General features: G+C 71.3%; 25 protein-coding genes. 5 read left to right on the forward strand and 20 right to left on the reverse strand.

Annotated elements, in window-relative coordinates:
- From BUB97_RS23775 to gloB, 5 genes are all read right to left on the reverse strand, one after another.
- Window positions 1-1,781, reverse strand: a 1,781-nt coding sequence (locus BUB97_RS23775) for an ATP-binding protein (RefSeq protein ID WP_139281447.1), incomplete at its 3' end; no start/stop codon positions are given.
- A 120-nt stretch (window positions 1,782-1,901) separates the two neighbouring features.
- On the reverse strand, window positions 1,902-2,339 hold the full coding sequence (locus BUB97_RS23780) for a cupin domain-containing protein (RefSeq protein WP_073139942.1): 438 nt from the start codon (window positions 2,337-2,339) through the stop codon (window positions 1,902-1,904).
- Entirely contained in the window at window positions 2,336-2,926 is a 591-nt protein-coding gene (locus tag BUB97_RS23785) for a glutathione S-transferase N-terminal domain-containing protein (protein WP_073139945.1), read from the reverse strand. The genes BUB97_RS23780 and BUB97_RS23785 overlap by 4 nt, the downstream gene beginning before the upstream one ends.
- A 72-nt stretch (window positions 2,927-2,998) precedes the next feature.
- Window positions 2,999-3,634: a flavin reductase family protein gene (locus BUB97_RS23790; RefSeq protein ID WP_073139949.1), complete on the reverse strand. Its 636-nt coding sequence runs from the start codon at window positions 3,632-3,634 to the stop codon at window positions 2,999-3,001.
- Entirely contained in the window at window positions 3,634-4,371 is a 738-nt protein-coding gene (gloB, locus tag BUB97_RS23795) for a hydroxyacylglutathione hydrolase (RefSeq protein WP_073139952.1), read from the reverse strand. Before gloB ends, BUB97_RS23790 begins: the two co-directional genes overlap by 1 nt.
- Here gloB and BUB97_RS23800 point away from each other — a divergent pair.
- Window positions 4,365-5,252 carry a methyltransferase domain-containing protein gene (locus BUB97_RS23800; protein WP_245818439.1) on the forward strand — a complete coding sequence of 296 codons (888 nt, stop codon included), beginning with the start codon at window positions 4,365-4,367 and terminating at the stop codon, window positions 5,250-5,252. The two genes, gloB and BUB97_RS23800, sit on opposite strands and share 7 nt — an antisense overlap.
- Before the next feature lie 45 nt (window positions 5,253-5,297).
- Window positions 5,298-5,948, forward strand: a complete 651-nt coding sequence (locus tag BUB97_RS23805) for a DUF992 domain-containing protein (protein ID WP_073139957.1) — start codon at window positions 5,298-5,300, stop codon at window positions 5,946-5,948.
- A 490-nt stretch (window positions 5,949-6,438) separates the two neighbouring features.
- Here the strand turns inward: BUB97_RS23805 and BUB97_RS23810 are convergent, their stop codons facing one another.
- The 5 genes from BUB97_RS23810 to BUB97_RS23830 all read right to left on the reverse strand — a co-directional run bounded on the left by BUB97_RS23810 (window position 6,439) and on the right by BUB97_RS23830 (window position 9,931).
- A complete protein-coding gene (locus BUB97_RS23810; protein WP_073139960.1) occupies window positions 6,439-7,326 on the reverse strand; it encodes a 3-hydroxybutyryl-CoA dehydrogenase in 888 nt (295 codons plus the stop codon).
- Window positions 7,323-8,240: an electron transfer flavoprotein subunit alpha/FixB family protein gene (locus BUB97_RS23815; RefSeq protein ID WP_073139964.1), complete on the reverse strand. Its 918-nt coding sequence runs from the start codon at window positions 8,238-8,240 to the stop codon at window positions 7,323-7,325. The genes BUB97_RS23810 and BUB97_RS23815 overlap by 4 nt, the downstream gene beginning before the upstream one ends.
- 2 nt (window positions 8,241-8,242) lie before the next feature.
- Entirely contained in the window at window positions 8,243-8,992 is a 750-nt protein-coding gene (locus BUB97_RS23820; RefSeq protein ID WP_073139967.1) for an electron transfer flavoprotein subunit beta/FixA family protein, read from the reverse strand.
- Between the two features lie 213 nt (window positions 8,993-9,205).
- Window positions 9,206-9,409, reverse strand: a complete 204-nt coding sequence (locus tag BUB97_RS23825; RefSeq protein ID WP_245818440.1) for a twin transmembrane helix small protein — start codon at window positions 9,407-9,409, stop codon at window positions 9,206-9,208.
- A gap of 96 nt (window positions 9,410-9,505) precedes the next feature.
- Complete coding sequence (locus BUB97_RS23830; protein WP_073139970.1) at window positions 9,506-9,931, reverse strand: hypothetical protein; 426 nt, start codon at window positions 9,929-9,931, stop codon at window positions 9,506-9,508.
- 75 nt (window positions 9,932-10,006) lie between these two features.
- On the opposite strand from BUB97_RS23830, the gene BUB97_RS23835 reads away from it, so the two are divergent.
- Window positions 10,007-11,062, forward strand: a complete 1,056-nt coding sequence (locus BUB97_RS23835; protein ID WP_073140010.1) for an NAD(P)H-dependent flavin oxidoreductase — start codon at window positions 10,007-10,009, stop codon at window positions 11,060-11,062.
- Between the two features lie 283 nt (window positions 11,063-11,345).
- Here the strand turns inward: BUB97_RS23835 and BUB97_RS23840 are convergent, their stop codons facing one another.
- From BUB97_RS23840 to BUB97_RS23870, 7 genes are read right to left on the reverse strand one after another with little or no spacing between them, the layout of a single operon-like run.
- Entirely contained in the window at window positions 11,346-12,425 is a 1,080-nt protein-coding gene (locus BUB97_RS23840; RefSeq protein ID WP_073139973.1) for a dihydrodipicolinate synthase family protein, read from the reverse strand.
- Window positions 12,426-12,430: 5 nt separating this feature from the next.
- Window positions 12,431-13,429: a Bug family tripartite tricarboxylate transporter substrate binding protein gene (locus BUB97_RS23845; RefSeq protein ID WP_073139977.1), complete on the reverse strand. Its 999-nt coding sequence runs from the start codon at window positions 13,427-13,429 to the stop codon at window positions 12,431-12,433.
- Between the two features lie 59 nt (window positions 13,430-13,488).
- Window positions 13,489-14,628 carry a mandelate racemase/muconate lactonizing enzyme family protein gene (locus BUB97_RS23850; protein ID WP_073139980.1) on the reverse strand — a complete coding sequence of 380 codons (1,140 nt, stop codon included), beginning with the start codon at window positions 14,626-14,628 and terminating at the stop codon, window positions 13,489-13,491.
- Complete coding sequence (locus BUB97_RS23855; protein ID WP_073139983.1) at window positions 14,625-15,800, reverse strand: mandelate racemase/muconate lactonizing enzyme family protein; 1,176 nt, start codon at window positions 15,798-15,800, stop codon at window positions 14,625-14,627. The genes BUB97_RS23850 and BUB97_RS23855 overlap by 4 nt, the downstream gene beginning before the upstream one ends.
- Window positions 15,797-16,795 carry a hydroxyacid dehydrogenase gene (locus BUB97_RS23860; RefSeq protein WP_073139987.1) on the reverse strand — a complete coding sequence of 333 codons (999 nt, stop codon included), beginning with the start codon at window positions 16,793-16,795 and terminating at the stop codon, window positions 15,797-15,799. Before BUB97_RS23860 ends, BUB97_RS23855 begins: the two co-directional genes overlap by 4 nt.
- A 2-nt stretch (window positions 16,796-16,797) precedes the next feature.
- Window positions 16,798-17,937, reverse strand: coding sequence for a mandelate racemase/muconate lactonizing enzyme family protein (locus BUB97_RS23865; RefSeq protein ID WP_073139990.1), 1,140 nt, complete (start codon window positions 17,935-17,937; stop codon window positions 16,798-16,800).
- A gap of 34 nt (window positions 17,938-17,971) precedes the next feature.
- Window positions 17,972-18,724, reverse strand: coding sequence for a FadR/GntR family transcriptional regulator (locus BUB97_RS23870; protein ID WP_073139994.1), 753 nt, complete (start codon window positions 18,722-18,724; stop codon window positions 17,972-17,974).
- A gap of 61 nt (window positions 18,725-18,785) precedes the next feature.
- On the opposite strand from BUB97_RS23870, the gene BUB97_RS23875 reads away from it, so the two are divergent.
- Window positions 18,786-19,109, forward strand: a complete 324-nt coding sequence (locus tag BUB97_RS23875) for an NIPSNAP family protein (RefSeq protein WP_073139998.1) — start codon at window positions 18,786-18,788, stop codon at window positions 19,107-19,109.
- Window positions 19,110-19,399: 290 nt separating this feature from the next.
- Here the strand turns inward: BUB97_RS23875 and BUB97_RS23880 are convergent, their stop codons facing one another.
- The 3 genes from BUB97_RS23880 to BUB97_RS23890 all read right to left on the reverse strand — a co-directional run bounded on the left by BUB97_RS23880 (window position 19,400) and on the right by BUB97_RS23890 (window position 22,331).
- Window positions 19,400-21,016: a heparinase II/III family protein gene (locus BUB97_RS23880; protein ID WP_175562730.1), complete on the reverse strand. Its 1,617-nt coding sequence runs from the start codon at window positions 21,014-21,016 to the stop codon at window positions 19,400-19,402.
- Window positions 21,013-21,714, reverse strand: a complete 702-nt coding sequence (gene rpe / locus BUB97_RS23885) for a ribulose-phosphate 3-epimerase (RefSeq protein WP_073140001.1) — start codon at window positions 21,712-21,714, stop codon at window positions 21,013-21,015. Before rpe ends, BUB97_RS23880 begins: the two co-directional genes overlap by 4 nt.
- A gap of 146 nt (window positions 21,715-21,860) precedes the next feature.
- Window positions 21,861-22,331, reverse strand: coding sequence for an Lrp/AsnC family transcriptional regulator (locus BUB97_RS23890; RefSeq protein ID WP_086062519.1), 471 nt, complete (start codon window positions 22,329-22,331; stop codon window positions 21,861-21,863).
- A gap of 120 nt (window positions 22,332-22,451) precedes the next feature.
- On the opposite strand from BUB97_RS23890, the gene BUB97_RS23895 reads away from it, so the two are divergent.
- Window positions 22,452-23,465 (forward strand): tripartite tricarboxylate transporter substrate binding protein, encoded by a 1,014-nt coding sequence (locus BUB97_RS23895; RefSeq protein WP_073140004.1) that lies wholly within the window; start codon window positions 22,452-22,454, stop codon window positions 23,463-23,465.
- Window positions 23,466-23,627 lie beyond the last annotated feature (162 nt).

The raw sequence follows: 23,627 nt of genomic DNA on the forward strand, positions 1-23,627 counted from the left end.
CGGTCGACGGGCTTGGTGACATGTCCGTCCATGCCGGCGCGGAGGCATTCGGCGATCTGGTCGGGCATGGCGCTGGCGGTGACGGCGAGGATGCGGAGGCGGGCGGCGGGGCCGGGCATGGCGCGGATGCGGCGGGTGGTCTCGAGCCCGTCGAGGCCGGGCATGAGGACATCCATCAGCACGAGGTCGGGCAGCGGGTCGGGGGCCCCGAGGAGGTCGAGGGCGGCCTGCCCGTCCGCAGCCTCGCTGACGCGGTGGCCGGCGGGTTCGAGGATGGCGCGCAGGACGAGGCGGTTGACGGTGACGTCATCGACCACGAGCACGTGCAGGCCGGTGGCGGATGGGCTGGGGGACGGGCTGGGCGCTGGCGGATGTGGCGTCTCGGGCGCCATCTCGGCCTCGGGCAGGGGCAGCCAGACCTCGAAGAGGCTGCCCTTGCCGCAGGGCGGGGTTCCGAAGCGGATGGAGCCCTCCATGGCCCGGGCGAGGCCGGCGGAGATGGCGAGGCCGAGGCCGGTGCCGTCGCCCTTGGCGGCCTCGCGGGTGGCGCGGGCATAGTCCTGGAAGAGGCGGTCGCGGAGGTCCTCGGGCACGCCGGGCCCGTCATCGGTGACGGTGAGGAGAAGGCCCGAGGGCTCGCCACGGCGGACGGCGAGGGTGACGGCGCCGCCGGGCGGGGTGAACTTGATCGCGTTGTTGAGGAGGTTGTGCAGGATCTGGCGGATGCGGAGCGGGTCGCAGAGCACGGCCCCGGGCAGGTCCGGGGCAAGGTCGATGCGCAGGTGCAGGCCCTTTGCCCCCGCGCCCGCGCGGGCGAGACCGGCGACCTCCTCGAGGAGGGGGCGCAGGCGGGAGGGTGTGGCGACGAGCTGGAGTCGGCCGGCCTCGATGCTGGAGAGGTCGAGGATGTCGTTCAGCAACGCATTCAGGTGGCGGCCGGCGCGCTCGAGCATGGCGGCGCGCTCGCGCTGGGTGGGCGGCAGGGCGGGGTCCTGCACCAGCGCCTGGGCGAGGCCGAGGACACCGTTGAGCGGGGTGCGCAGCTCGTGGCTCATATGGGCGAGGAAGCGGGTCTTGCCCGCGCTCGCCCGGTCCGCCGCGTCCCGCGCCTCCAGCAGCGCCGCATGCCCCTCCCGCTCCTCCTTCTCCCGCAGCAGCGCCACAAGGCCGAGGATCAGGCTGCCGCCGGTGGCGATGCCGATCAGCAGGAAGGCGATGGCGTAGGGGCTCGCCGGGATATCGGCCATGGCGGGTTGCACGGGAACGGCCAGGATGCCCGGAATCCGCAGCAGATAAGCCACGGCGTTCGCGACGAGCAGGCCGATGATGAGGCGCTGGGAGCGCAGCACCTGGCCGCCATCACGGGGGCGGAACTCCCAGGCCGCGGCCAGGTAGTAGCCGGCCGCGATCATCGCCATCCCGGTCACCCGGGCGGGGATGCTGTCGTAGAAGGCCGGGACCTGGCAGGCGGCGAGCCAGGCCAGGCTGCCCGCGACCGCCCCGGCCGGGTGCGGCCGCCCGCCCCCGAACTGGCGGGCACCGGCCCAGACCACGCCATAGACCAGCGCCATGACCGCATTGGCCAGCTGCACGGTGACGACATCGGGCGCCATGCCCCGAAGCATCATCAGGCCAAGACCGACAGAGCCGAGGAGATAGGCCGCGCCCCAGGTCCGCATCGCGACCTGACCGCGTTGCTGGAGCCAGAGCGAGAGGAGGATCGACCCGTAGGTGCCAGCCAGGGTGGCGCTGATGGCCAGGACAGTCGGAATGTGCAGCAAGCCGGCCTGGCTCCCGGGCGAAGGGCGGCGGCAGCCTAGGCGAGTGCGGAATCGCGACCAAGCGCCCGGCGCCACATTCCATGCGGCGGCATCGGAGAGGGCCGGCGCCCTCCGGCCGGTTCAGCCCGGCTCCCACCCCGGCGGGGCCAGCTCGAAGCCCTCGAAGGTGAAGGCGGGGCTGACGGTGCAGCCCACCAGCGTCCAGCCGCCCAGGCTTTCGGCGGCCTGCCAATGGCCCTTGGGCACCATGGCGAAGGGTGTCTCGCCCGGCCCGTGATCCGGGCCGAGACGGTACATGGCGGGCGTGCCGCCATCCGAGATGCGCAGGAGCAGCGGCGCTCCGGCATGCCAGTGCCAGCCCTCCGCCGCATCCACGCGGTGCCAGTGGCTCCGTTCCCCGGCGGCGAGGAGGAAGAGGATGGCGGTGCCGGCGCCGCGCCCGCCGTCCTCGGGGCTGTCGCGCCAGGTCTCGCGGTAATGGCCGCCTTCGGGGTGGGGCCGCAGGTCCAGCGCCGCGATGATCGCGGCCGGATCCAGCGCGGTGTCGCGCAGGTTCATGCGGGCACGGTGCGGGCCAGCGGGGGCAGCCCGGCCACCGAGGCGAGCCAACTGGCCAGCTTGGGGTGGCTCTCGCGCCAGGGCTCGGCGGGGAAGCGCAGGTCGAGATAGCCGAGCGCGCAGGCCACCGCGATGGCGCCGACATCGGCGAGCCCCTGCGGCGGCTCGGCCTCCAGCCGCGCCAGCCCGCGCTCCATGGCGGCCTTCTGACGCGCGTCGAAAGCCTGCCGGCCCTCGTCCTGCGGCAGGTTCGCATGGGTGCGGCGGGCAACGGCGGCATCCATGATGCCATCGGCGAGCGCATGCAGGATGGACACGCGCAGCCGCTCCGGCCCGGTGGCGGGCGTCATGGGCGGGGCCGTGCCGAGCGAATCGAGGAAATCGCAGATCACCGGGCTGTCGAAGACGGCGGTGCCGTCGTCGAGGATCAGGACGGGGATCTTGCCGAGGGGGTTGAGGGCCGGCAGCTCGGGGCTTGCCTGGGTGCTGGTCGGAACCAGCTCGATCCCGCCCTCCACGCCACGGGCGATGGCGCAGGCCAGGGCCTTGCGCGCGAAGGGGCTGGCGGGAGAGGTGAGGAGGCGCATCGACGGGTTCCGTGGCGATTCGGCGGCAGGGTAGGCCGGGGCGCCGGGACCCGCGAGGGGCTACCGGGCTGGCTACCGGGCGGGGCCCCCCCCGGGCGGAAAGACCCCGCCATCGGTGGGGCGGAGGGCCTCGAACAGCTCCGTCACCTGGGCGTAGTCCCGGTAGCCGCAGCGGGCGATGGTGCCGGCCGCCACCATGTCGAAGCGCCCATCCTTCAGGCAGCGCTCGTCGATATGCACGCCGACGACTTGGCCGATGGTGAGGAAGCCGTTGCTCGGCCGGCCGTCCTGGTCCTGCAGCTCCATGGCGTGCACCACGCGGCATTCCAGTGCGGCGGGGCTGTCCGCCACGCGGGGCGGGCGGACCATGCGACTGGGGGCCGCGGGGATGCGGGCCTCGTCGAACTCGCTGACGCCCTCGGGCTGGTTGCCGGAGGAGGCGTTCATCGCGTCGAACAGCGCGCGGGTGGCGAGGCTGAAGGTGAACTCGCCGGTGGCCCGCGCATTGGCGGCGGAATGCTTCAGCCCCTCGCTGCCGAAGGCGATCATGGGCGGTGCGTTATGGACGATGGCGAAGTAGCTGTAGGGGGCGAGGTTCACCCGCCCCCGCTCGTCGATGGTGGAGATCCAGCCGATCGGGCGCGGCGCCACGATGGCCTTGAAGGGGTCCCAGGGAAGGCCGTGGCCGTGGCGCGGTTCGTAGAACATCAGCCCTTGAACACGTCCTTGCCCGCGCGACGCTCGGCGAGCTGCGCCACGTCCTTCGCGCGCAGGAAGGGGTTGGTGGCCCGTTCCTGCTCGAGCGTGACGGGCAGGGTCGGGAGGCCCTGCTTGCGCAGCTCCCGCACCTCCTCGGCGCGGGCGTGCAGCGCCGCGTTGTCCGGCTCCACCGTCAGGGCGAAGCGGGCATTGCTCTCGGTGTATTCGTGGCCGCAGAGGATCAGCGTGTCGCCCGGCAGGGCGTTCAGCAGTTGCAGCGCACGGAACATGTCGGCCGGCGTGCCCTCCAGCAGGCGGCCGCAGCCGAGGGAGAAGAGGGTGTCGCCGCAGAGCACGGCATGGGCATCGGCGATGTAGAGGGCGACGTGGCCGATGGTGTGGCCGGGGCTGTCCAGCACCTCGATGCTGCCGCTGCCGAGGGGGATGTGGTCCCCCGGCTGCACGGCCAGGTCCAGCTTCGGCAGCCGGTGGGCGTCGGCGGCGGCGCCGAGCACCTTGGCGCCGGTGGCCTGCACCACCTCGGCCACGCCGTCGATATGGTCGGGGTGATGGTGGGTCAGCAGCACCCAGTCCAGCCGGCCGGGCTCGGGCATCTCCTGCAGGGCGGCGAGGTTGGGCGCGGCCTCCCCGGGGTCGCACAACGCGACGGTGCCGGTGGCGTCGTCCCGCAGCAGCCAGGCATAGTTGTCCGAGAGGTTGGGCACGGCCCGGATCGTCCATGTCATCGGCATTCTCCCATCGGCTGACTCGCAGGCACCGGACGCCCTATATCCACGGCATGGCCGCCGAGGTCCACTTCACCGCCTGGGGATTGCAGGGCTTCTACGACGCGCCGCTGGGCGCGGTGACCAGGCGCATCCTGCGCGCGCGGCTGCGGCAGCTCTGGCCGGAGCTGACGGGACGGGAGGTGCTGGGGCTGGGCCATGCCGGGCCCTATCTGCGCCTGTGGCGGCGGGGGGCTGCGCGGCTCGTCTCCGCCACCCCGGTGGCACTGGCCGCCTGGGACGGCATGGCCCCCTGGCCGCTGGACGGCGCCTGCGCCGCCTCCATGGTGGAGGAGGACCGGCTGCCCTTCGCGGACCTGTCCTTCGACAACATCCTTCTGGTGCATGGGCTGGAGGCCGCGGAGAACGCCCGCCGGCTGCTGCGCGAGGCCTGGCGGGTGCTGCGGCCGGAGGGGCGGATGCTGGCGGTGGTGCCGAACCGGCGCTCGGTCTGGGCGCATCTGGAGCGCACGCCCTTCGGCCATGGCCAACCCTATTCCCCCGGGCAGCTCGCCCGGCTGCTGGAACGGTCCATGTTCACGGTGGAGCGGCGGGACGCGGCCCTGTTCATCCCCCCCTTCGGCCTGCGCCCCCTGCTGCGCGGCGCGAGGCTGTGGGAGGCGGCGGGGCAGGCACTGGCGCCGCAACTCGGCGGGGTGACGCTGATCGAGGCCCGGAAGACGGTCCAGGCGGTGATTCCGGCCGGCGGCGTACCGGCCCGGGCGCTCGCCGCCCGGCGGCGGGTGAGGGTGCCGCAACCCGGCTGGGCCGGGCTGGATGAAGCCGCGGGCGCCGCCAGACGTTCTTCCGGCCCGGCTGGGGAGCCGAAGGGGACGGCCTGACCGCCCCCCCGCCCCTCGGCCCCTTGGCTTCGAGGAACCAGCGCCATGATCCGTGCTTCCCTGTTGGCGGCGGCCGCCCTGATGGCCCTTTCCGGCCCCTCCCCCGCCCAGACCACCGGCCAGACCACCGGCCAGACCACCGGCCAGACCACCGGCCAGACCACCGGCCAGCCGGACCGTTCCGGCCCGCCGCCGGTGGTGTATGTGCCGCCCGCGCCGGGCACGCCCATCGCCCAGCCCCAGCCGGTGGCGCCGCCGCAGGTGGTCATCCTGCAGCCGCAGGAGCAGCCGCGCGGGAACACCCGGGTGGGCCAGCTGCAATGCGACGTGGCGGGCGGCGTGGGCTGGGTGTTCGGCTCCAGCCGCAACCTGACCTGCGACTTCAAGCCCCTCAACGGGCCGACGGAGCGCTACGTGGGCGAAATCCGGCGCTTCGGCATCGATATCGGGGTGACCGGCCGCAGCACCATCCTCTGGACGGTGGTGAACACCGGCCCCGACATCCGCCCGGGCAGCCTGGCGGGGAACTATGCCGGCGCCTCCTCCAACGTCGCGGCGGGCCTTGGCCTCGGCAGCGCGGCGCTGATCGGCGGAAGCGGGGACCAGGTGGCGCTGCAGCCGCTGGCCATCGAGAGCAGCACCGGGGTGAACGTCGCCGCGGGCGTGGCGGAGCTGATCCTGCGGTCGGCGGGCTGAAGCTTGGGCGACCGCGCCCGTTCTTGATGGGGCGGTCGGTCCCGGGGAGAGGAAGAAGGAATTCTTCCTCTCCCCGGACCCCTCACCATCATCTTCTTTTAGAAGTTTGGATTCACTCGGCGGGCGGTGCGCCTGAGGTCTTAGACCTCAGGCGACTACAAGGGCAGGAAAAGCACCTTCGACCCGAGACCCATTCGATCAGGGCATCCACGGCAGTCGGACGGGGTTCCAAGGGCCTCAGGCCCTTGGCGGGTGGAGGGCGGAGCCCTCCTCAAGGCCAACCCCGATAGGTCGCACCCCTCACAAGCCGGTATAGATCCCCCGGGCGGCCATTCGCCGAGGGGAAGACATTGTGCTGATCGAGCCTGCGCTCGCCTGGATCGCGGAGAACCGCACGGGGATGATCATCCTCGTGGTCGTGATGATGATCACGATTTTCGTGCGGCGGCGCTGAGGGGATGGAGGCCGGGGAGGGCTCCCCGGCCTCTGCTTAACGGGTGGGCTTCGGCGTTTCGCCGGAATAGTCGTAGAAGCCGCGGCCGGTCTTCCGGCCGAACCAGCCGGCCTCGACATACTTCACCAGCAGCGGGCAGGGCCGGTACTTGCTGTCGCCCATGCCCTGGTGGAGCACCTGCATGATGGAGAGGCAGGTATCCAGGCCGATGAAATCCGCCAGTTCCAGCGGGCCCATGGGCTGGTTGGTGCCCAGCTTCATGCCGGTGTCGATGGAGACGACGTCGCCCACGCCTTCATGCAGGGCGTAGACGGCCTCGTTGATCATCGGCAGCAGGATGCGGTTGACGATAAAGCCCGGGAAGTCCTCGCTCGTCGCGGTGGTCTTGCCCATGCGGCGGGCGAGGGACTCGACGGCCTGGTAGGTGGGCTCGTCGGTCGCGATGCCGCGGATCACCTCCACCAGCTTCATCACCGGCACCGGATTCATGAAGTGCATGCCGATGACGCGCGCCGGCCGGTCGGTTGCGGCCGCGAGCCGGGTGATGGGGATGGAGGAGGTGTTGCTGGCGATGATCGCGGAGGGCTTCAGATGCGGGCAGAGCGACTGGAAGATGGTCTTCTTCAGCTCCTCCCGCTCGGTCGCGGCCTCGATGACGATGTCGGCCTCGCCGAACATCGCCATGTCGGTGCCGGTCGCGATGCGGCCCAGGGCCGCGTCGCGGTCGGTCGCGGAAAGCGTGCCCTTGGAGACCTGGCGGTCCATGTTCTTCGCGATGGTGGCGCGGGCTTTCTCCAGCGCCTCCGGGTTCACGTCGACCATGGTGACGGCGAGGCCGGACTGGGCCGCGACATGCGCGATGCCGTTGCCCATCTGGCCGGCGCCGATGACGCCGACGCTCTGGATCGTCGGCGTTTCGCTCACTTGGCCAGCTCCGCCTCGATCTCCGGGATCAGCTTGAAGATGTCGCCGACGAGGCCGTAATCGGCCACCTGGAAGATCGGCGCCTCCTCGTCCTTGTTGATGGCGACGATGACCTTGCTGTCCTTCATGCCGGCCAGGTGCTGGATGGCGCCCGAGATGCCGAAGGCCATGTAGAGTTCCGGCGCGACGATCTTGCCGGTCTGGCCGACCTGAAGGTCGTTCGGGGCATAGCCCGCATCGACCGCGGCGCGGGACGCGCCGACGGCGGCGCCGAGCTTGTCCGCGATACCGTCCAGGATGCGGAAGTTCTCGGCTGAGCCGATGGCGCGGCCGCCGGAGATGACGATGCGGGCGGCCGTCAGCTCGGGCCGCTCGCTCTTCACGATCTCGGCGCCGACGAAGGAGGAGACGCCGGGATCGGCGGCCGCCTGGGCGGGCTCGACCGGGGCGGAGCCGCCCTCGGGCGCCGCGGGGTCGAAGGAGGCGGCGCGGACGGTCAGCACCTTCTTCGCATCCGAGGACTGCACGGTGGCCAGCGCATTGCCCGCATAGATCGGGCGCACGAAGGTGTCGGCGTCCACGATGCCGGAGATGTCGCTGATCGGCTGCACATCCAGCAGCGCGGCGACGCGCGGCATGATGTTCTTGCCGAGCGCGGAGCCCGGGGCGAGCAGATGGGTGTAGCCATCCGCCATGCCCGTGATCAGGGCGGCGGCGGGCTCGGCCAGAAGGTGCTCGGCCGGGGCGTGCAGCACCTTGGCGACGCCCGCGATCTTCGCGCCGGTCGCGGCCACGGCCTCGGGGCCGATCACCAGCAGGTGGACGTCGCCCAGCTTGCCGGCGGCGGCGATGGCGGAACGGGTGGGCTGGTTGATCGCGCTGCCGTCGTGGTCGGCGAGGACGAGGACGGTCATCTCTAGATCACCTTCGCTTCGTTGCGGAGCTTCGAGACGAGCTCGGCGGCGGAGGCCACCTTCACGCCGGCCTGGCGCTTCGGCGGCTCCTCCACCTTGATGACCTTCAGGCGGGGCGCGGTGTCCACGCCGAGATCGCCGGGCTTCACGGTCTCGATGGGCTTCTTGCGGGCCTTCATGATGTTCGGAAGGCTGGCGTAGCGCGGCTCGTTCAGCCGCAGGTCGGTGGTGACGATGGCGGGAAGCGTCAGCTTCACCGTCTCCAGCCCGCCATCGACCTCGCGGGTCACGTTCACCGCGCCATCGGCCACCTCGACCTTGCTGGCGAAGGTGCCCTGGCCCCAGCCGAGGAGGGCGGCCAGCATCTGGCCGGTCGCGTTCATGTCGTCGTCGATGGCCTGCTTGCCGAGGATGACCATCTGCGGGCCCTCCTTCTCGACGAGCGCCTTCAGCAGCTTGGCGACGGCGATCGGCTCGATCGTGCCCTCGGCCTCGACCAGGATGCCGCGGTCGGCGCCCATGGCCAGCGCGGTGCGGATCTGCTCCTGCGCCTGGGCCGGCCCGATGGAGACGGCCACGATCTCGGTCGCGACGCCCTTCTCCTTCAGCCGCACGGCCTCCTCGACGGCGATCTCGTCGAAGGGGTTCATGGACATCTTGACGTTGGCGGTCTCGACGCCCGTGCCGTCCGGCTTCACCCGGACCTTCACGTTGTAGTCGACCACGCGCTTGACGGGGACGAGGAGCTTCATGCCCGGATTTCCATGATGCGTGACGGGTCCTCTGGCAGGCGCCGGGGCCCCGGGTAGGATGGGAGCCGGCGTGTTTGGGGGACCGTTGGCGGCCCCGGACAGGCGGGCGCGCTGGCCCGTGCCGGGCTTCGCATCCGCGGAATCAACGGGGTCTATAGGGCCCGCCCCCGGGCGCGGCAAGCCGCCGGGCGGGCCGGTGTTCCAGCCCCGGGATCAGCCGCGCATCAAGAAGAGCAGGAGGGCGAAGAGACCGAGCGTCACGCCCTGGAGCGTGGTGCGCCAGCGCATGAGGGTGTTGGAGCGGTGCAGGTCTTCGCTGCCGCGCACCATGCCGACCATGCCGGCGAACAGGGTGCCGAGGGTGGCGAGCATCCCAAGGCCGACGAGGATGGTGAGGAAGGTGATCATGATGGGCATGATCTGGGGATTAGCCGGGTGGGCGCAACGCCGGATTGCCCCCGCGCCCGGCATAACTGGGGCGCGGCCCGCACGGGATGAATTTTCCCCGCCCAATCAGCCAGTTGGGCGCCGCTTTCCCCTGACCGGAACCTCCGGTACGGGCTCCGGCCCGGTCATCTTCCGGACCACGGTGAGCAAGGCCGCCTTGGTCGGGAAATCCAGCGCGCGATAGGCCCGCAGCAGCGCCTCCTCGTCCCCGGCCAGCAGGCCGAGGCTGCCCTGCTCCTCCTCCAGCACCTCGGCGGGGGGCGCCACATCGGGGTCCAGGCCCACCAGCCACGAGACGGAGGTGCCCAGCACCTCGGCCAACCGAACCAGCCGCGCGCCGCGGGGCACCGGGGCCGTGCCGTCGCGCAGGCGGAGGAGCAGGTCGGGGGGCAGGCCGGCCTGGCGGAAGGCCTCCTCGGGGGAGAGGTCGAGGCGCTCGAGCCGGGACTCGATCAGCTCGACCATGGGCGGGGGATCGCTGTCGGGGGCCATGGGGCTTCCAGGCGGGGAGGATTGCGGCATTTCCGCCGATATGGGGTGATCGGCGGCGAAGTTGCGGAGGACGGCATGGCGGACCAGGCGGACCGGCGGATTCTGGACCTGTTCGGGATCACCCTCCCCATCATCCAGGCCCCCATGGCCGGATCGACCTCCCCGGAGATGGTGATCGCGGTCAGCGAGGCGGGGGGACTCGGTTCCCTGCCGGCCGCGCAATACACGCCGGACGGGCTGCGCGAGGCGCTGGCCGCCGTGCGCGCGGGCACGGCCCGCCCGGTGAACCTGAACTTCTTCGCGCATCGGGAGGTGCCGGCCGACCCCGAGCGGCAGGCGGCCTGGGTGGCGCGCCTCGCCCCCTACTACCTCGAGGCCGGGCTGGACCCGGCCCAGGCGGGTGCCGCCCCCGGCCGCGCGCCGTTCAACGAGGCCTATTGCGCCATCGTCGAAGCCTTCCGGCCGGAGGTGGTGAGCTTCCATTTCGGCCTGCCGGAGGCGCCCTTGCTGGCCCGTGTTCGGGCCGCGGGTTGCAAGGTCATCTCCTCCGCCACCACCGTCGCGGAGGCGGTCTGGCTGGAAGGCCAGGGAGTGGATGCCGTCATCGCCCAGGGGGTGGAGGCGGGCGGGCATCGCGGCAACTTCCTCTCGGACAGCATGGCCACCCAGGTCGGGACCATGGCGCTGGTGCCGCAGGTGGTGGATGCGGTGCGCGTGCCCGTGATCGCCGCCGGCGGCATCGCGGACCGGCGGGGCGTGCTGGCGGCCTTCGCCCTGGGCGCGGCGGCGGCCCAGCTGGGAACGGCCTATCTCTTCACGCCCGAGGCGCGGATTCCCGCCGTCCACCGCGCGGCGCTGCGCGCGGCGCGGGACGACGGCACGGCGCTGACCAACCTCTTCACCGGCCGCCCGGCACGGGGGATCCTCAACCGGGTGATGCAGGAGGTCGGGCCACTCTCTGACCTCGCGCCGCCCTTTCCGACGGCGGGCGGCGCCCTGGCGCCGCTGCGGGCCAGGGCCGAGGCGGCCGGATCGGGCGACTTCACCAGCCTGTGGTCCGGCCAGGCGGCGGCGCTGGCGCGGGAGATGCCGGCCGGGGAGCTAACGCGGCGGCTGGCTGGGCTGGCCTGATCTGTCGGTCTGTCCCGGGGAGAGGAAGAAGGAATTCTTCCTCTCCCCGGACCCGTCGAAGGCAGTGCCTTCGACCCATCATCTTTTTCTTCAAGTTTGGAATCACTTCGCTGACGGTGCGCCTCGGGTCCATGACCCGAGGCGACTGCAAATGCAGGAAATGCGCCCCGGACCAGAGACCCCGCTGATCAACGGTATCCACGGCAGTCCGATGCGGGTCCAGGAGGCTCAGCCTCCTGGCGGGTGAGGTCCGGAGAGGGCAGCGCCCTCTCCGGCAGCCCGTTCACCGTGAAGCGGACATTGTCCCGCCGCAGTAGCCACGCCCGGGCAGGAGCCCGTGCCGCTGCAGGCTCGCGGCAACCTGGCCGATCACCTCTCCGGGCAGGGTGGAGCCGGCGTGAAGGCGCGGCGGCGGGGTCGTTCCGGCTTCCGCGCCGAAGGCCATGGCGTGGCTCAGCGCCTTGTTGGCATTCGTGAAGGCGTTGCCGTCTGGAAGGCCCTGCACCGCCGCAAAGGCGTCCGACACCACGGCCGAGAGGAGGGCGGAGCGGGATTGTGCCGCATCGCCCCGGCCCTCCCGAAGGGCGCCGAGGATGCCGGCCAGCTCCCCCGGGAAGGCATTTGCCGTGCTGAGGAGGAAGCCGTCATAGGGGCCGCCCAGGGCCGCGTGCCAGCGGGCGTAATCGCCTTCCGCGCCGCGCAGCAGCACGAGCCCGGGCGGAAGCTGCCCGGAGGACGCCACCTCATCCGTGCCGCTGCTGTCCTTGAAGAGGATGAAGTTGGGGAAGCGCGCGGCGAGTTCCGCCACCAGTTCCGGCGTCATGCGGTTCCCTGTGACCTGCGGCAGCTGGTAGAGCGCCATCGGCAGGCCACGGGCGAAGAGCGGGGAGAGCGCTTCGGCGATCCCTTCCTGCGGAAGCGGCGCCGTGGTGGTGGGCGGCGCGACGGTGATCCCGCGCACGCCGCATGCCGCGAAGGCGCGGGGAATGGAGGCGGTGCCCGCGCGCGTGCAGAGGTGCCGCACCACGCGTTCGAGCAGGTGCTCCATCGCGGCCGCATCGGGCCGCAGCACGCCGGCGAGCAGATGCAGGCCGCGTGGCTGCGTGAAGTCGATCGCGAGGTCGAGCGCCGCGACCGCCTCGTCATCGCTCATCTCCCAGGCATCCCCGGTTGAGCCGGGGATGAGGAAGCCGGTCACATGCGGTGCCATGAAGGCGAGATGGGCCTCCTGCCTCGCCCGGTCGAAGCCGCCCTGGCTGTCGTAGAAGAACAGGCTGGGCGACCAGAGCTGCGGCACGCCCTGGGGGAACAGGGCCTTCAGCAGCGCCGCCCGGTTCGCGGGGAAGCGGTCCATCTCGTCCATGCTTCCTATTCCGGGCGGATGTTGTGTTCGCGGATGATCCCGCCCCAGCGCTGGCGGTCGGCCGCGATCTGCCGGAGGAAGTCCTCCGGGGTGCCGCCGAGCTGCTGCAGGCCGTTCTCGACGAAGCGGCGCTGCACCTCGGGGGATTGCATCGCGCGGTTCAGCTCGGCGTTCCAGCGCGCCGCCATCGCATCCGGCGTGCGCCCGGGCACCACCACGCCGAACCAGCTCGGGATGACGAAGCCCGGCAGCCCATCCTTCGAGATGACGGGCAGGTTCGGCAGCAGGGGCGACGCCTCGGCCGCGCCATAGGCCACGGCGCGCAGCCCGCCATCGCGGATCTGGCCGAGGAATTCCGGCATGTTGCCGAACATCACGTCCACCCGGCCCGTGGAGATGTCGAGAATGGCCGGGGCGCCGCCGCGATAGGGGATCTGGGTGATCTGCCCGCCCGTGAGCGCGGCGAAGAGGATGCAGGAGAGCTGCTGGCTGGAGCCGGCGCCCACCGTCGCGCAGCTCACCGGGCGAGAGCGGTCCTTCGCCATCTGCGCCAGGTCCTGCCAGCTGCGAATGGGCGAGCGCGGGCCGGTGACGAGGATGTTGTAGACGGAGGCGATGTTGACGACGGGGATGAGGTCCTTCTCCACGTCATAGGGCAGCGGCTGCATCTGTGGCGTGATGGTGAGGATGCCCATCGAGGCCAGAAGGATGGTGTGCCCATCCGGCGCGCTGCGGACGAGCTCCTGCGTGGCCACCACGCCGCCGCCGCCGGTGCGATTCTCCACCACCACCTGCTGGCCGATCTGCTTGCCCAGCTGATCCGCCAGGATGCGCCCGATCAGGTCGGAGGTGCCGCCGGGCGCGAAGGGGTTGAGGAAGCGCACCTCGCGGCTGACGAAGGGCGGATCCGCCGCATCGGATGCGGCGGGGGCGAGCAAGGCGCCGGCCGCGAATGCGGCGGCGGCGAAGCGGCCGAGCATGCCGCGCCTGTTGGTGTGCCTCATGGACTCCTCCTCGTGTTTCGCGCCGCCCTCGTCGCGGGGCGGTCGTCGGGAAAGCGGGTCTACACGTAGCCGGGCCCCTCGATGGCGGGGTGGGCCCGCAGCCAGTCCTCATCCACCTCCACGCCAATGCCGGGCGCCTCGTTCGGGCGCACGCAGCCATCGGCGCCGATCCGCCAGGGTTCGCTCACCAGCGCATCGCGGAAGAGGTTGGCGCGCGACACGTCGGCCTCGAAATAACCGGCGTTGTCGATGGCGCAGAGGAAGTGGATGGTTGCCGCCTGGTTCAGCCCCGTCATGGAACTGTGCGGGTGAACGGGAATCTTGTAGGCGGAGGCGATGGCCGCGATACGGAGCGCCTCCGTGATGCCGCCGCATTTCGACAGGTCCGGCTGCCAGATGCCGATGCTGTCGTCCTCCAGAAGCGGGGCGAATTCGAAGCGGGTGAAGTGGTTCTCCCCCACCGCGAGCGGCGTGCGGCCATAGCTGCGCGCCTCGCGGTAGGCGCGGTGGTCATGCGGCGGGAAGGGCTCCTCCAGCCAGCCCATGGAGAGGGCGTCCATGGCCGGCATCACGCGCCGCACGTCGGAGAGGCTGTAGGCCGTGTTGGCATCCGCGAGGATGTCGAGGCCGTCGCCGAAGGCGTGCCGCACCGCCTCCATGCGGGCGATGTCGTCCGGCACGGTATCCCCGATGCGCAGCTTCACGGCACGGTAGCCCGCCTCGACATGCGGGCGCGCCTCCTCCACCAGCTCCGCCGGCGGCTGGTAACCGAGCGCGACGCCGCCGGCATAGGCGGGCACGGGCCGCGACGCGCCGCCGAGCAGCCGGTAGAGCGGCATGGCCGCCGCCTTGGCGCGGATGTCCCAGAGCGCCATGTCCAGCCCGGACATGGCGAGCGCGCAGCCCGCGCCCATCCCGTGGCTGGCGAGCTGGCCGCGATAGATGCGGTTCCACACGCCGACCACGTCATCCGCATCCATGCCGATGACGAGGCGGCGCAGCGTGGTCTGGAGCAGCGCGGCGACCGCCGTATGGGCGCGGCCGTGATGGCTTTCGCCCCAACCCACGACGCCGTCATCCGTGGTGACCTTCACCACCACCGCGTCGCGCTTCACCGCACGGCCGACACCGAGCGAAACGCCCGCTCCCTCCGGCACGGGGAAGGAGGTGGGGAAGGCTTCGATGGAGGCGATCTTCATGCGGAGCGGCCCTGCCCATACTGCGCCAGGAAGGATTCCCGGACGGTGATGCCGAGGCCCGGCCGGTCGGGGATGGCGACATGCCCGTCCTCCACCGGGAAGCTCTCCTCGATCAGGTCGTGCAGCATCGGGTTGTGGCCGAGCGAGTATTCCAGGATGAACCCCGCGCTCTGCGTCACGGCCAGGTGCATTCCCGCCGCGAAGGCGGGTGCGCCGGACCAGAGATGCGGCGCGAGGCGCAGGTTGTAGGCCGAGGCGAGGGCGGAGATCCGCAGCCCCTCCGTCAGCCCACCGGCAATGGCGAGGTCGGGTTGCAGCACATCCGCAGCTCGCAGCTCGCAGATCTCGCGGAAGTCGTGGCGGGTGAACTCGCTTTCCCCCGCACTGATCGGCACGGAGGATGAGCGGCGCACCTCGGCCATCCCCGCCTTGTCGTCGGCGCTGACCGGCTCCTCGAACCAGAAGAGATCGCAATCCTCGACCATGCGGGCGAAGGCGCGCGCCTCGGCCACGGTCCAGGTTCCGTGCGCATCCGCCATCAGGCGGATATCGGGCCCGAGCCTTTCCCGCGCGGCCCGCACCCGCGCGGCGGAGCGGGCGGGAGAGCCGTCCATCACCCCGACGCGCATCTTCACCGCGCGGAAGCCCGCCTTGTCGCAATAGCCCTGGAGCTGCTCGCCGATCTTCGAGGCATCGGCCCAGCCGCCGGAGGCGTAGGCGGGCATGCGGTCCACGCGCTTGCCGCCGAGAAGGCGCCAGACGGGCACGTTCAGCGACTTGCCCAGGATGTCCCACAACGCGACATCCACGCCCGCGATGGCGGAGATGGAAAGGCCGCGCCGCCCGACCTGCGGCAGGGCGTAGCCGCCGGCCACCGCGTAGCCCTCCCGCGGCGTGTTGTACATCACGTCCCACAGGCGGGAGATGTCGCGCGGGTCCTGGCCCAGGAGCAGCGGCGCGTAATCGTCGTTGATGATGGTGGCGAGGCCGGCGCAGGCGGCGGCGCTGCCGACGCCGGCCTTCGCCTCGCCCCATCCGGTGAGGCCGCATTCCGTCTCCACCCGCACGATGACGGAATCGAAGGTGGGAACGCGGCCGAAGTCGCTGGTGTGCTGCCGTTCATAGGGGATCGGCACGCGGCACCAGGTGGCCTGCACGCGGGAGATCTTCATGCGGCATCGGCCTCCCCGGCCGAATGGCCCAGGGCCGCGCGGCGCGCGCGCGATGCCGCCCAGGCCTCGGGGTTGATGAAGGAGCGGGGCCGCTGCCCCGCGAGGATGCGCACCACCTCCTCGGCGGCGCCGGTGCTCATGCGCTCCACGGCTTCCGTGCTCAGCCCGGCGGCATGGGGCGTCAGGATGACGTTGGGCAGGGCGCGTAACGGGTGGTCCGGCGCAAGCGGCTGCACGTCGTACACATCGAGCGCCGCCCCGCCGATCCGCCCCTCGCGCAGGGCCGCCAGCAGGGCGCCCTCGTCGATCACCGGACCGCGGGCCAGGTTGAGGAGCCAGGCGGAGGGCTTCATCCGCGCGATGCGTGCCGCGGAGACGAGGCCCTTCGTCTCCGGCGTCAGCGGGCAGGCCAGGGCGATGAAGTCGCTCTCGGCGAAGATCGTGTCGAGATCGGCATGGGGAATGCCGGGCGGCATGGCATGCGCGTTCCGGCGGTAGCCGAGCACGCGCATCCGGAAGCCCGCCGAGGCGATCTCGGCGAGCCGCGTGCCGATGGCACCCACGCCGATGATGCCGAGTGTCCGCCCGCGCAGCTCGAAGGCCTGGGCGCTGCGGGAGCGGGCCTTGTCCCAGCCCAGGGACAGCAGCTCCGCATGCATGGCCTCGGCATGACGCGCGACGGCGAGCATCTGGGCGATAACGAATTCGGCGACGGAATCCGCGTTGGCGCCGGGCACGTTCGCCACCAGCACGCCCTGCGCGGTGCAGTCCTCCACCGGTATCATGTCCACGCCGACGCCCTGCCGCACGGCGGCAAGCAGGCGTGGCGCGCGGGTGGAGAGGTCGTCGGGCAGCTTGCGGCGGACCACCACCGCATCCGCGCGGGCCAGCAGGGCATCCAGCCCCCCGGCGGCGGGCAGTTCCACATCATGCCCCGCCGCGCGGAGGATGGCCTCCCCGGCCGGGTCGATGGGGTCGGTCAGCGCGACCAGCATCGTCAGGCCACCTTGTACTGGTTGAGGATGGCGTGATCGATCTCGATGCCGAGCCCAGGCCCGTCCGGCACGCGCACGATGCCCTGGCGCTGCACGATCGGGTCCTTCGCCAGCTGGTCGCGCAGCGGGTTCGGCGTCTGCTCGAATTCCAGCATCGGCGGCATGGGCCGGAAGGCCGGGGGGGTGTCGGGCAGGGCCGCCAGGAACTGCACGGTGGCCGCGAGGCCGATGGCGGAGCCCCAGGCATGGGGGACGCATTCCACCCCATGGGCGGAGGCTATGGCGGCGATCTTCCGGCATTCGCTGATGCCGCCGGCGGCGCAGACATCGGGCTGCACGATGTCCATGGCCTTGCGCGCGATCACGTCGCGGAAGCCCCAGCGGGTGAAGTCGTTCTCCCCGCCCGCGACCGCCATGTCGAGCGCGCGCGTGACCTCGACATAGCCGTCATGGTCCTCGGGGGAGATCGGCTCCTCGAACCAGAGGATGTCGTGCTCCTCCATCGCGCGGCCCAGGCGGATGGCCTGGGGCACGGTGAAGCAGTGGTTGGCGTCCACCGCCAGCTTCACATCCGGCCCGATGGTCTCGCGCACCGCCTTGACGCGGCGCAGGTCCAGCTTCGGGTCGCCCAGGCCGATCTTCATCTTGATGGCGCGGAAGCCCTGCTCCGCGTATTCCTGCGCCTCCTCCACCGCTTCCTCGACGAGGCGGTCCATGTCGACGAAGTAGAGCCCGGTGGCATAGGCCTGCACCTCGGTCCGGTGGGCACCGCCGATCAGCTTGTGGATGGGCTTGCCCAGCGCGCGGCCAATGATGTCCCACAGCGCGATGTCGATGCCCGACAGCGCGGCGATGGTCATGCCGGTGAGGCCGTAGTCCTTGATGCGGTTGTACAGGTCCTCCCACACCACCTCGACATCGAAGGGATCGCGGCCGATCACGCGGCTGCGGTACTGCGTCTCGATGATGGTCCTGTTCACCGCGGCGGGGCCGTAGCATTCGCCCCAGCCGGTGATGCCCTCATCGGTCCGGATCTCGACGATGCAGGAGGCGCGCGTGGTGTAGAGCCAGCCGCGCGCGGAGGTGAAGGGCTGCTCCACCTTCGATTGCAGCACATGGCAGATGACGTCGGTGACTTTCATGTTTCTTGTCGTTTCCCCCGGTTGAGCCGCCGCTTCAGTCGCCGCGTGCCCTTCGTTCCAGCAGTTCCATCCAGTAGCTCTCGACCCCGCGCAGGTGCCCGCCCATCGCGGCCTCCGCGCGGTCCGGATCGCCCGCCGCCACGGCGTCGCGCATCGCGCGGTGCTGCGCCTGGGAGAGCGGGGCGCGCGTGCCATCCGCGAAATAGACGCGGCGGCGGTTGCGCGACATGAGGTAGAAGGCGTTCACCACGCGCAGGAAGACGTGGTTCCCCGTGGCCTCCACCATGGCCAGGTGGAAGGCGGCGTCCTGATCGGCGGGGTTCTCCCCGGCGGCGATGGCGCGGTCCGTCGCGTCCAGGATCTCGTCGAGATGCGCGATGTCCTCGACATGGCGGCGTTCGGCCGCCAGGCGCATCGCCTGCATCTCCAGGATGCGGCGCAGCTCCACCACCTCGCGCACCTCCGCCTCGGTCAGCGGGATGCCCAGTTCGGCCTGCAGGACGATGGCCTCGATGGAACCCTGCTTCTCCACGGGCCGGAGATAGATGCCGGAATTCGGCCGCCGCTCGATGATGCGGAGCGTCTCCAGCACCGCCAGCGCCTCCCGCACCGCGCCACGGCCCACGGCGAAGCGCTCCGCCAGCTCGCGCTCGGAGGGAAGGCGATCCCCCGGCTCCAGCCGGCGATGGGCGACGAAGGAGAGCAACTGCCCGATCAGGCTGGCGCGCTCGTCCGGGATGGCGCTGGGCTCGGAAGGCCCGCTTTGACGGCCGGGTGAATTGGTCATACCAAATTGGTAGGACCAAAATGGGCGGGGGCGCAAGGCGCTTTCGCCGGAGGAGGCGCCGATGATCGTCGAAGAGCGGATCTACACGCTGCAGGCCGGGCAGGCCGGAGCCTACATCGCGGCCTATGAGGCGGAGGGTATGGCCATCCAGAAGCCGATCCTTGGCCGCATGGTGGGCTACTACGCCACCGAATTCGGGCCCCTGAACCAAGTGGTCCATCTCTGGGCCTATGACGACCTGGCCGAGCGGACCGAGCGACGCGGACGGCTGCTGGCCAACCCGGCCTGGCGGGCCTACGCCGCGAAGGTGCGGCCGATGGTGCTGAACCAGGAGAACAAGCTCCTGCTCCCGGCGCCCTTCATGCGGGTGTCCTGGCAGGATTAGCGGAGGCTTTCAGGAGGAGGGCTCCGCCCTCCCCCCGCCAAGGGCCTGAGGCCCTTGGAACCCCGTCTGACTGCCGTGGATACCCTGATCGAAGGGGGCTCTGGTTAAGGGTGCCTTTCCTGCCCTTGCAGTCGCCTCGGGTCGATGACCCGAGGCGCACCGCCAGCCGAGTGATTCCAAACTTCTAGAAGAAGATGATGGTGAGGGGTCCGGGGAGAGGAAGAATTCCTTTTTCCTCTCCCCGGGACAGACCGACAGCCCAGAACAAAAGCGCGGCGATAGGGGAGGGCTCAACCCTCCGTTGGCGCCACCCGGCCGATCGCCCATTGCACATGCCCCGTGCCGGCCTCGGCCGAGACCACGACCTGGCTGGCGGGCTTCGCTTCCCCGAACATCTGCACGCTGTCCTCCACCGCCACGCGGCCGCCCCTGGCGCGGAGGCGCCAGGCGGAGCCGGAGGGGAGGCGCAGCAGCACGGAGGCGCCATCCTCCTGCAAGGTGGCCGTCACGGCGGGGTGCAGGTGGAAGCGCACGGCGAAGGCCGGCATCTCCTCCGCCTCCACCAGGTCCTCGCCGCGCAGGTCGTCCCCGGATTCCGCCAGGTAGAGGCGGCGGCGGTGGATGGCGTTGAAGCCTTTCTTCCAGCCGTCATGGGTGGCTTCCAGCCATTGGGCGCCGCTCGCCTCATGGCGCTCGGCCTCCACATGTTCGGGGCGGCGGCCCAGCCCGTCCTCGGTCAGCTCGCTGCTGTTGGTATCGGCCAGGGTCAGGGTGGAATGGGCGGCGGTGGCGCGCAGCGCGTCGCGCCAGGCGCCCTCGGCGGCCGGGGCTGCGCCGCAGTTGATGATCAGCCGGTCGCGCCCGACGGACATCTCGAAGGAAAGGGTGCCGGCATGGTGGTGCCGGTCTGCGCCGCGGGCCAGGCCGCCGGGCCCGGTGGCGCCCCCCTTGGGCGGAGGCGCGCCGCAATCGGCGATGACCAGCGTGCGCCCGGCCTGGAGCCGCTGGAACCCGGCATCGCCCAGGATCAGCGGCGCGCGCCCACGGGCCTGGGCCTGGGTGAGCACGAGGTCGAGCAGGCTCGCCGCCTCCTCCCGCGTGCCGTTGAAGGCGGCCAGCCCGCCATCGCCATGGCGGAACAGGCGCAGCGCGGGGGCGGCGCGGTCCAGCGCATGGGCCAGGTGCGGCGGCGCCTCGATCCCGGCGCCATGGAGGAGGTTGCGGATCTCGATCAGGTCCTGGAGGGCCAGGAGCAGGATGCCGGGGCTGCGCTCCACATGCGCGCCGTCGGGCAGGATCTGGCGGTCGATCTCGGCGGGCAGGAGCTTGAGGCAGCGTGTGAGCCAGGGCTCCTCCTCCAGTGCCACGGCCGCGGCGAGCGCGCCCTTGAGGGCGACGAGGGCGCCGCGATGCCGCGAATCGGCCGGAAGGCTGGCGACCAGGTTCCGGGCATCGGCGGCCAGCCGGGCCATCATGGAGCGGCGGAAGCCGTCCTCCGCCGTGGCGGCGACGAAGTCCCAATGGCCAAGCCAGGCGGAGAGGCGGGCGCCCACCACCTCCGGCGCGTTGGTCACGGGGTCGGCGGCGGGGGCCTCGAGCCAGGCGCGGGTGATGTCGCGGGCATGCAGCCGGGCGGCGTCGGTGCCCAGGGCGCGCAGGTCCCGCAGCCAGGCGAAGCCGTGCAGGGCGGCGCGCCAGACCGGGCTGCCGGCCGCCGGGCCGAAGGCAGAGGGATCGTCCGGCAGGGGCCGTACGGTGCCGGTCACCTCCAGCTCGCCGGTCAGCAGGCGCTGGCCGCGCAGCGCATCGCCGGGCCAGAGATCCCGGAAGGCGCGGGAGGGGGCCTCGGGCACGCGGATGGGCTTGAGCCCGGAAAGGGTGCGGCGGGCGCCGCGCAGCCAGCTCATGCGCCCTGGTCCCCACGAATGGCCCGGATGGCCGCGGCACGGTCCGGCGCGCCGAACACGGCCGTGCCGGCGACCAGCACATCCGCCCCGGCCCCGAGGCAGAGGGGGGCGGTCTTCGCGGTCACGCCGCCGTCGATCTGCAGGCGGATGTCGCGCCCGCTCGCATCGATCAGGCGGCGGAGGGCGGCGATCTTGGGAAGCTGGCTTTCGAGGAAGGACTGGCCGCCGAAGCCCGGGTTCACCGTCATGACGAGGATCAGGTCCACGAGGTCCAGCACCGGGGCGATGCTCTCGACCGGGGTGCCGGGGTTGAGGACGACGCCGGCCTTCTTGCCCAGCCCCTTGATGGTCTGGAGCGAGCGGTGGAGGTGTGGCCCGGCCTCGGGGTGGAAGGAGATGAGGTCGGCGCCCGCCTCGGCGAAGGCGGCGAGATAGGGGTCCACCGGCGCGATCATCAGATGCACGTCGAAGGGCATGCGCGTCAGCGGGCGCAGCGCCTTCACGATGGCCGGGCCGAAGGAGATGTTCGGGACGAAATGGCCATCCATGATGTCGAGATGGAGCCAATCGGCGCCGGCGGCTTCGATGGCGGCGACCTCCTCGGCCAACCGGGTGAAGTCGGCGGCCAGGAGCGAGGGCGCGATCAGGACGGGGTGAGGGGCTGCGGGTGTCACGCGGGGGTTATGCGGCAGCGGCATTTGAGCATCAACACGGTGCGGCGCCTGGAAGGGCGGTGAAGCCGCGAAGAGTTGCGGTTTCCTGACCCGAAGGAAGATGTGCCAGCCATGCAACAGTGTGGCCGCTGGGTATGGGCTGCGGGCGGGCTTCGCCTCCGGGTTGCGGCTCACACCGGCAGGGCGGTGCTCGCCTTCACCCGTTCCATAGCGAAGCGGCTGGTGACGTTCCGCAGCCCCGGCACCTCGGCGGTGAGGCGGCGGTAGAAGGCATCGTAGGCCGGCATGTCCTCCACCACCACGCGGAGGAGGTAGTCCACGTCTCCGCCCATGCGCCAGCATTCCAGCACCTCGGGCATGGCGGAGACGGTGTTCGCGAAGCCCTCGATCCAGGCGGCCGAGTGGTCGCCGATCTCGAGCGCGACGAAGACGGAGAGGGGCAGGCCAACCTTGGCAGGGTCGAGCAGGGTGACGCGGCCGGCGATGATGCCGGCAGCTTCCATCCGGCGGATGCGCTTCCAGCACGGGGTGGGGGTGAGCCCGACCTCCGCCGCGATGGCGGCCAGGGAGAGGGCCGCGTCACGCTGGATCAGGCGCAGGATGGCGCGGTCAGTGGGGTCCAACTCCGGCGAGGTTGCCATGGGACAAATTCACCTCTCAATGAGACAAAACAAAGCAGGATAATCTTTGTGTTGCGGGAATAACCGGGATCCGGGAGAAAAATCATCTCCTCTCTTCACGAATTCCCGTTGGAACGCCCCATGCGCGACCTTTCCCGCCGCCGGCTCTTCTCCCTGGCGGCCGCCCTTCCGGCGCCGATGGCACTCGGTGCCCGCGGAGCCGGCGCCCGCCCGGCCTTCGCCCAGGGCGAGGCCCCAGCCTGGCCGGACCGTGCGCTGCGCGTGATCGTGCCGGTGGCGCCCGGCGGCAGCCTGGACATCCTCGGCCGGACCGTCGCCCGCGCCCTCACCGGCCCGCTCGGCCAGCCCGTGGTGGTGGAGAACCATACGGGCGCGGGCAGCAACATCGCCTTTGACCTGGTCGCGCGTTCTAAGCCTGATGGGCTGACGCTGCTGATCGGCTCCGACCCGCTGACCATCAACCCCGCGCTGTATTCCCGGATCAGCTTCGACCCGGTGCGGGACTTCGCCCCCATCGCGGAGCTGGTGCGGGCACCGCAGGTGCTGGTGGTGAAGAACGGGCTGGAGGCGAAGGACCTGCGCGAGTACCGCCGCCTCGGCCAGGAACTGGGCGGCGGGCTGACCCTGGCCAGCCAGGGCAATGGCAGCATCGGCCATCTCGGCGGCATTCTGCTGGGGCAGGCGCTGGGGGTGCTGACCACCCATGTGCCCTATCGCGGCGGCGGGCCGGCCGTGGTGGACCTGGTGGCCGGGCATATCGACAGCCTGCTGGTCACCCTGCCGGCGGCCATCGAATACGTCCGCGAAGGCCGCATCCGGGCCCTGGCGGTCACGGGCACGGCGCGCAGCGCGGCGCTTCCCGAGGTGCCGACCGTGGCTGAAAGCGGCTATCCCGGCTTCGAGGTGGTGACCTGGCAGGGCCTGCTGGCCGCGGCCGGCACGCCGGAGCCGATCCTCACCCGGCTTCACGCCGAAACCCGCACCGCCATGGCCAAGCCCGAGGTGGCGAACAACCTGCGCGCCCAGGGCTTCGACCTGGCGACCGGCAGCCGGGAGGAGTTCGCGCAACTCGTGCGCGCGGAGGCGGCGCGCTGGCCGGCGATCGTCCGGGCTTCGGGGGCGCGGGTCGACTGACCTGGTTCTGATCTGGCGGTCTGTCCCGGGGAGAGGAAGAAGGAATTCTTCCTCTCCCCGGACCCCTCACCTTCTTCTTTTTTGAAAGTTTGGAATCACTCGGCTGACGGTGCGCCTCGGGTCCATGACCCGAGGCGACTGCAAGGGCAGGAAGTGCGCCCT

The organism is Muricoccus roseus (genome assembly GCF_900141905.1).
Lineage (GTDB): Bacteria > Pseudomonadota > Alphaproteobacteria > Acetobacterales > Acetobacteraceae > Roseomonas > Roseomonas rosea.

Bases quoted from the DNA above. Each gene is read 5' to 3' on its own strand.
- BUB97_RS23880 (WP_175562730.1), bottom strand. From the start codon at position 21,016: ATGAGCTGGCTGCGCGGCGCCCGCCGCACCCTTTCCGGGCTCAAGCCC.
- BUB97_RS23805 (WP_073139957.1), top strand. From the start codon at position 5,298: ATGATCCGTGCTTCCCTGTTGGCGGCGGCCGCCCTGATGGCCCTTTCC.
- BUB97_RS23850 (WP_073139980.1), bottom strand. From the start codon at position 14,628: ATGAAGATCGCCTCCATCGAAGCCTTCCCCACCTCCTTCCCCGTGCCG.
- BUB97_RS23890 (WP_086062519.1), bottom strand. From the start codon at position 22,331: ATGGCAACCTCGCCGGAGTTGGACCCCACTGACCGCGCCATCCTGCGC.
- BUB97_RS23790 (WP_073139949.1), bottom strand. From the start codon at position 3,634: ATGTTCTACGAACCGCGCCACGGCCACGGCCTTCCCTGGGACCCCTTC.
- BUB97_RS23835 (WP_073140010.1), top strand. From the start codon at position 10,007: ATGGCGGACCAGGCGGACCGGCGGATTCTGGACCTGTTCGGGATCACC.
- BUB97_RS23785 (WP_073139945.1), bottom strand. From the start codon at position 2,926: ATGCGCCTCCTCACCTCTCCCGCCAGCCCCTTCGCGCGCAAGGCCCTG.
- BUB97_RS23870 (WP_073139994.1), bottom strand. From the start codon at position 18,724: ATGACCAATTCACCCGGCCGTCAAAGCGGGCCTTCCGAGCCCAGCGCC.
- BUB97_RS23865 (WP_073139990.1), bottom strand. From the start codon at position 17,937: ATGAAAGTCACCGACGTCATCTGCCATGTGCTGCAATCGAAGGTGGAG.
- BUB97_RS23830 (WP_073139970.1), bottom strand. From the start codon at position 9,931: ATGGCCCCCGACAGCGATCCCCCGCCCATGGTCGAGCTGATCGAGTCC.
- BUB97_RS23815 (WP_073139964.1), bottom strand. From the start codon at position 8,240: ATGACCGTCCTCGTCCTCGCCGACCACGACGGCAGCGCGATCAACCAG.
- BUB97_RS23800 (WP_245818439.1), top strand. From the start codon at position 4,365: ATGTCATCGGCATTCTCCCATCGGCTGACTCGCAGGCACCGGACGCCC.
- BUB97_RS23820 (WP_073139967.1), bottom strand. From the start codon at position 8,992: ATGAAGCTCCTCGTCCCCGTCAAGCGCGTGGTCGACTACAACGTGAAG.
- BUB97_RS23845 (WP_073139977.1), bottom strand. From the start codon at position 13,429: ATGAGGCACACCAACAGGCGCGGCATGCTCGGCCGCTTCGCCGCCGCC.
- BUB97_RS23895 (WP_073140004.1), top strand. From the start codon at position 22,452: ATGCGCGACCTTTCCCGCCGCCGGCTCTTCTCCCTGGCGGCCGCCCTT.
- BUB97_RS23875 (WP_073139998.1), top strand. From the start codon at position 18,786: ATGATCGTCGAAGAGCGGATCTACACGCTGCAGGCCGGGCAGGCCGGA.
- BUB97_RS23860 (WP_073139987.1), bottom strand. From the start codon at position 16,795: ATGCTGGTCGCGCTGACCGACCCCATCGACCCGGCCGGGGAGGCCATC.
- BUB97_RS23780 (WP_073139942.1), bottom strand. From the start codon at position 2,339: ATGAACCTGCGCGACACCGCGCTGGATCCGGCCGCGATCATCGCGGCG.
- rpe (WP_073140001.1), bottom strand. From the start codon at position 21,714: ATGCCGCTGCCGCATAACCCCCGCGTGACACCCGCAGCCCCTCACCCC.
- BUB97_RS23825 (WP_245818440.1), bottom strand. From the start codon at position 9,409: ATGCCCATCATGATCACCTTCCTCACCATCCTCGTCGGCCTTGGGATG.
- gloB (WP_073139952.1), bottom strand. From the start codon at position 4,371: ATGACATGGACGATCCGGGCCGTGCCCAACCTCTCGGACAACTATGCC.
- BUB97_RS23840 (WP_073139973.1), bottom strand. From the start codon at position 12,425: ATGGACGAGATGGACCGCTTCCCCGCGAACCGGGCGGCGCTGCTGAAG.
- BUB97_RS23855 (WP_073139983.1), bottom strand. From the start codon at position 15,800: ATGAAGATCTCCCGCGTGCAGGCCACCTGGTGCCGCGTGCCGATCCCC.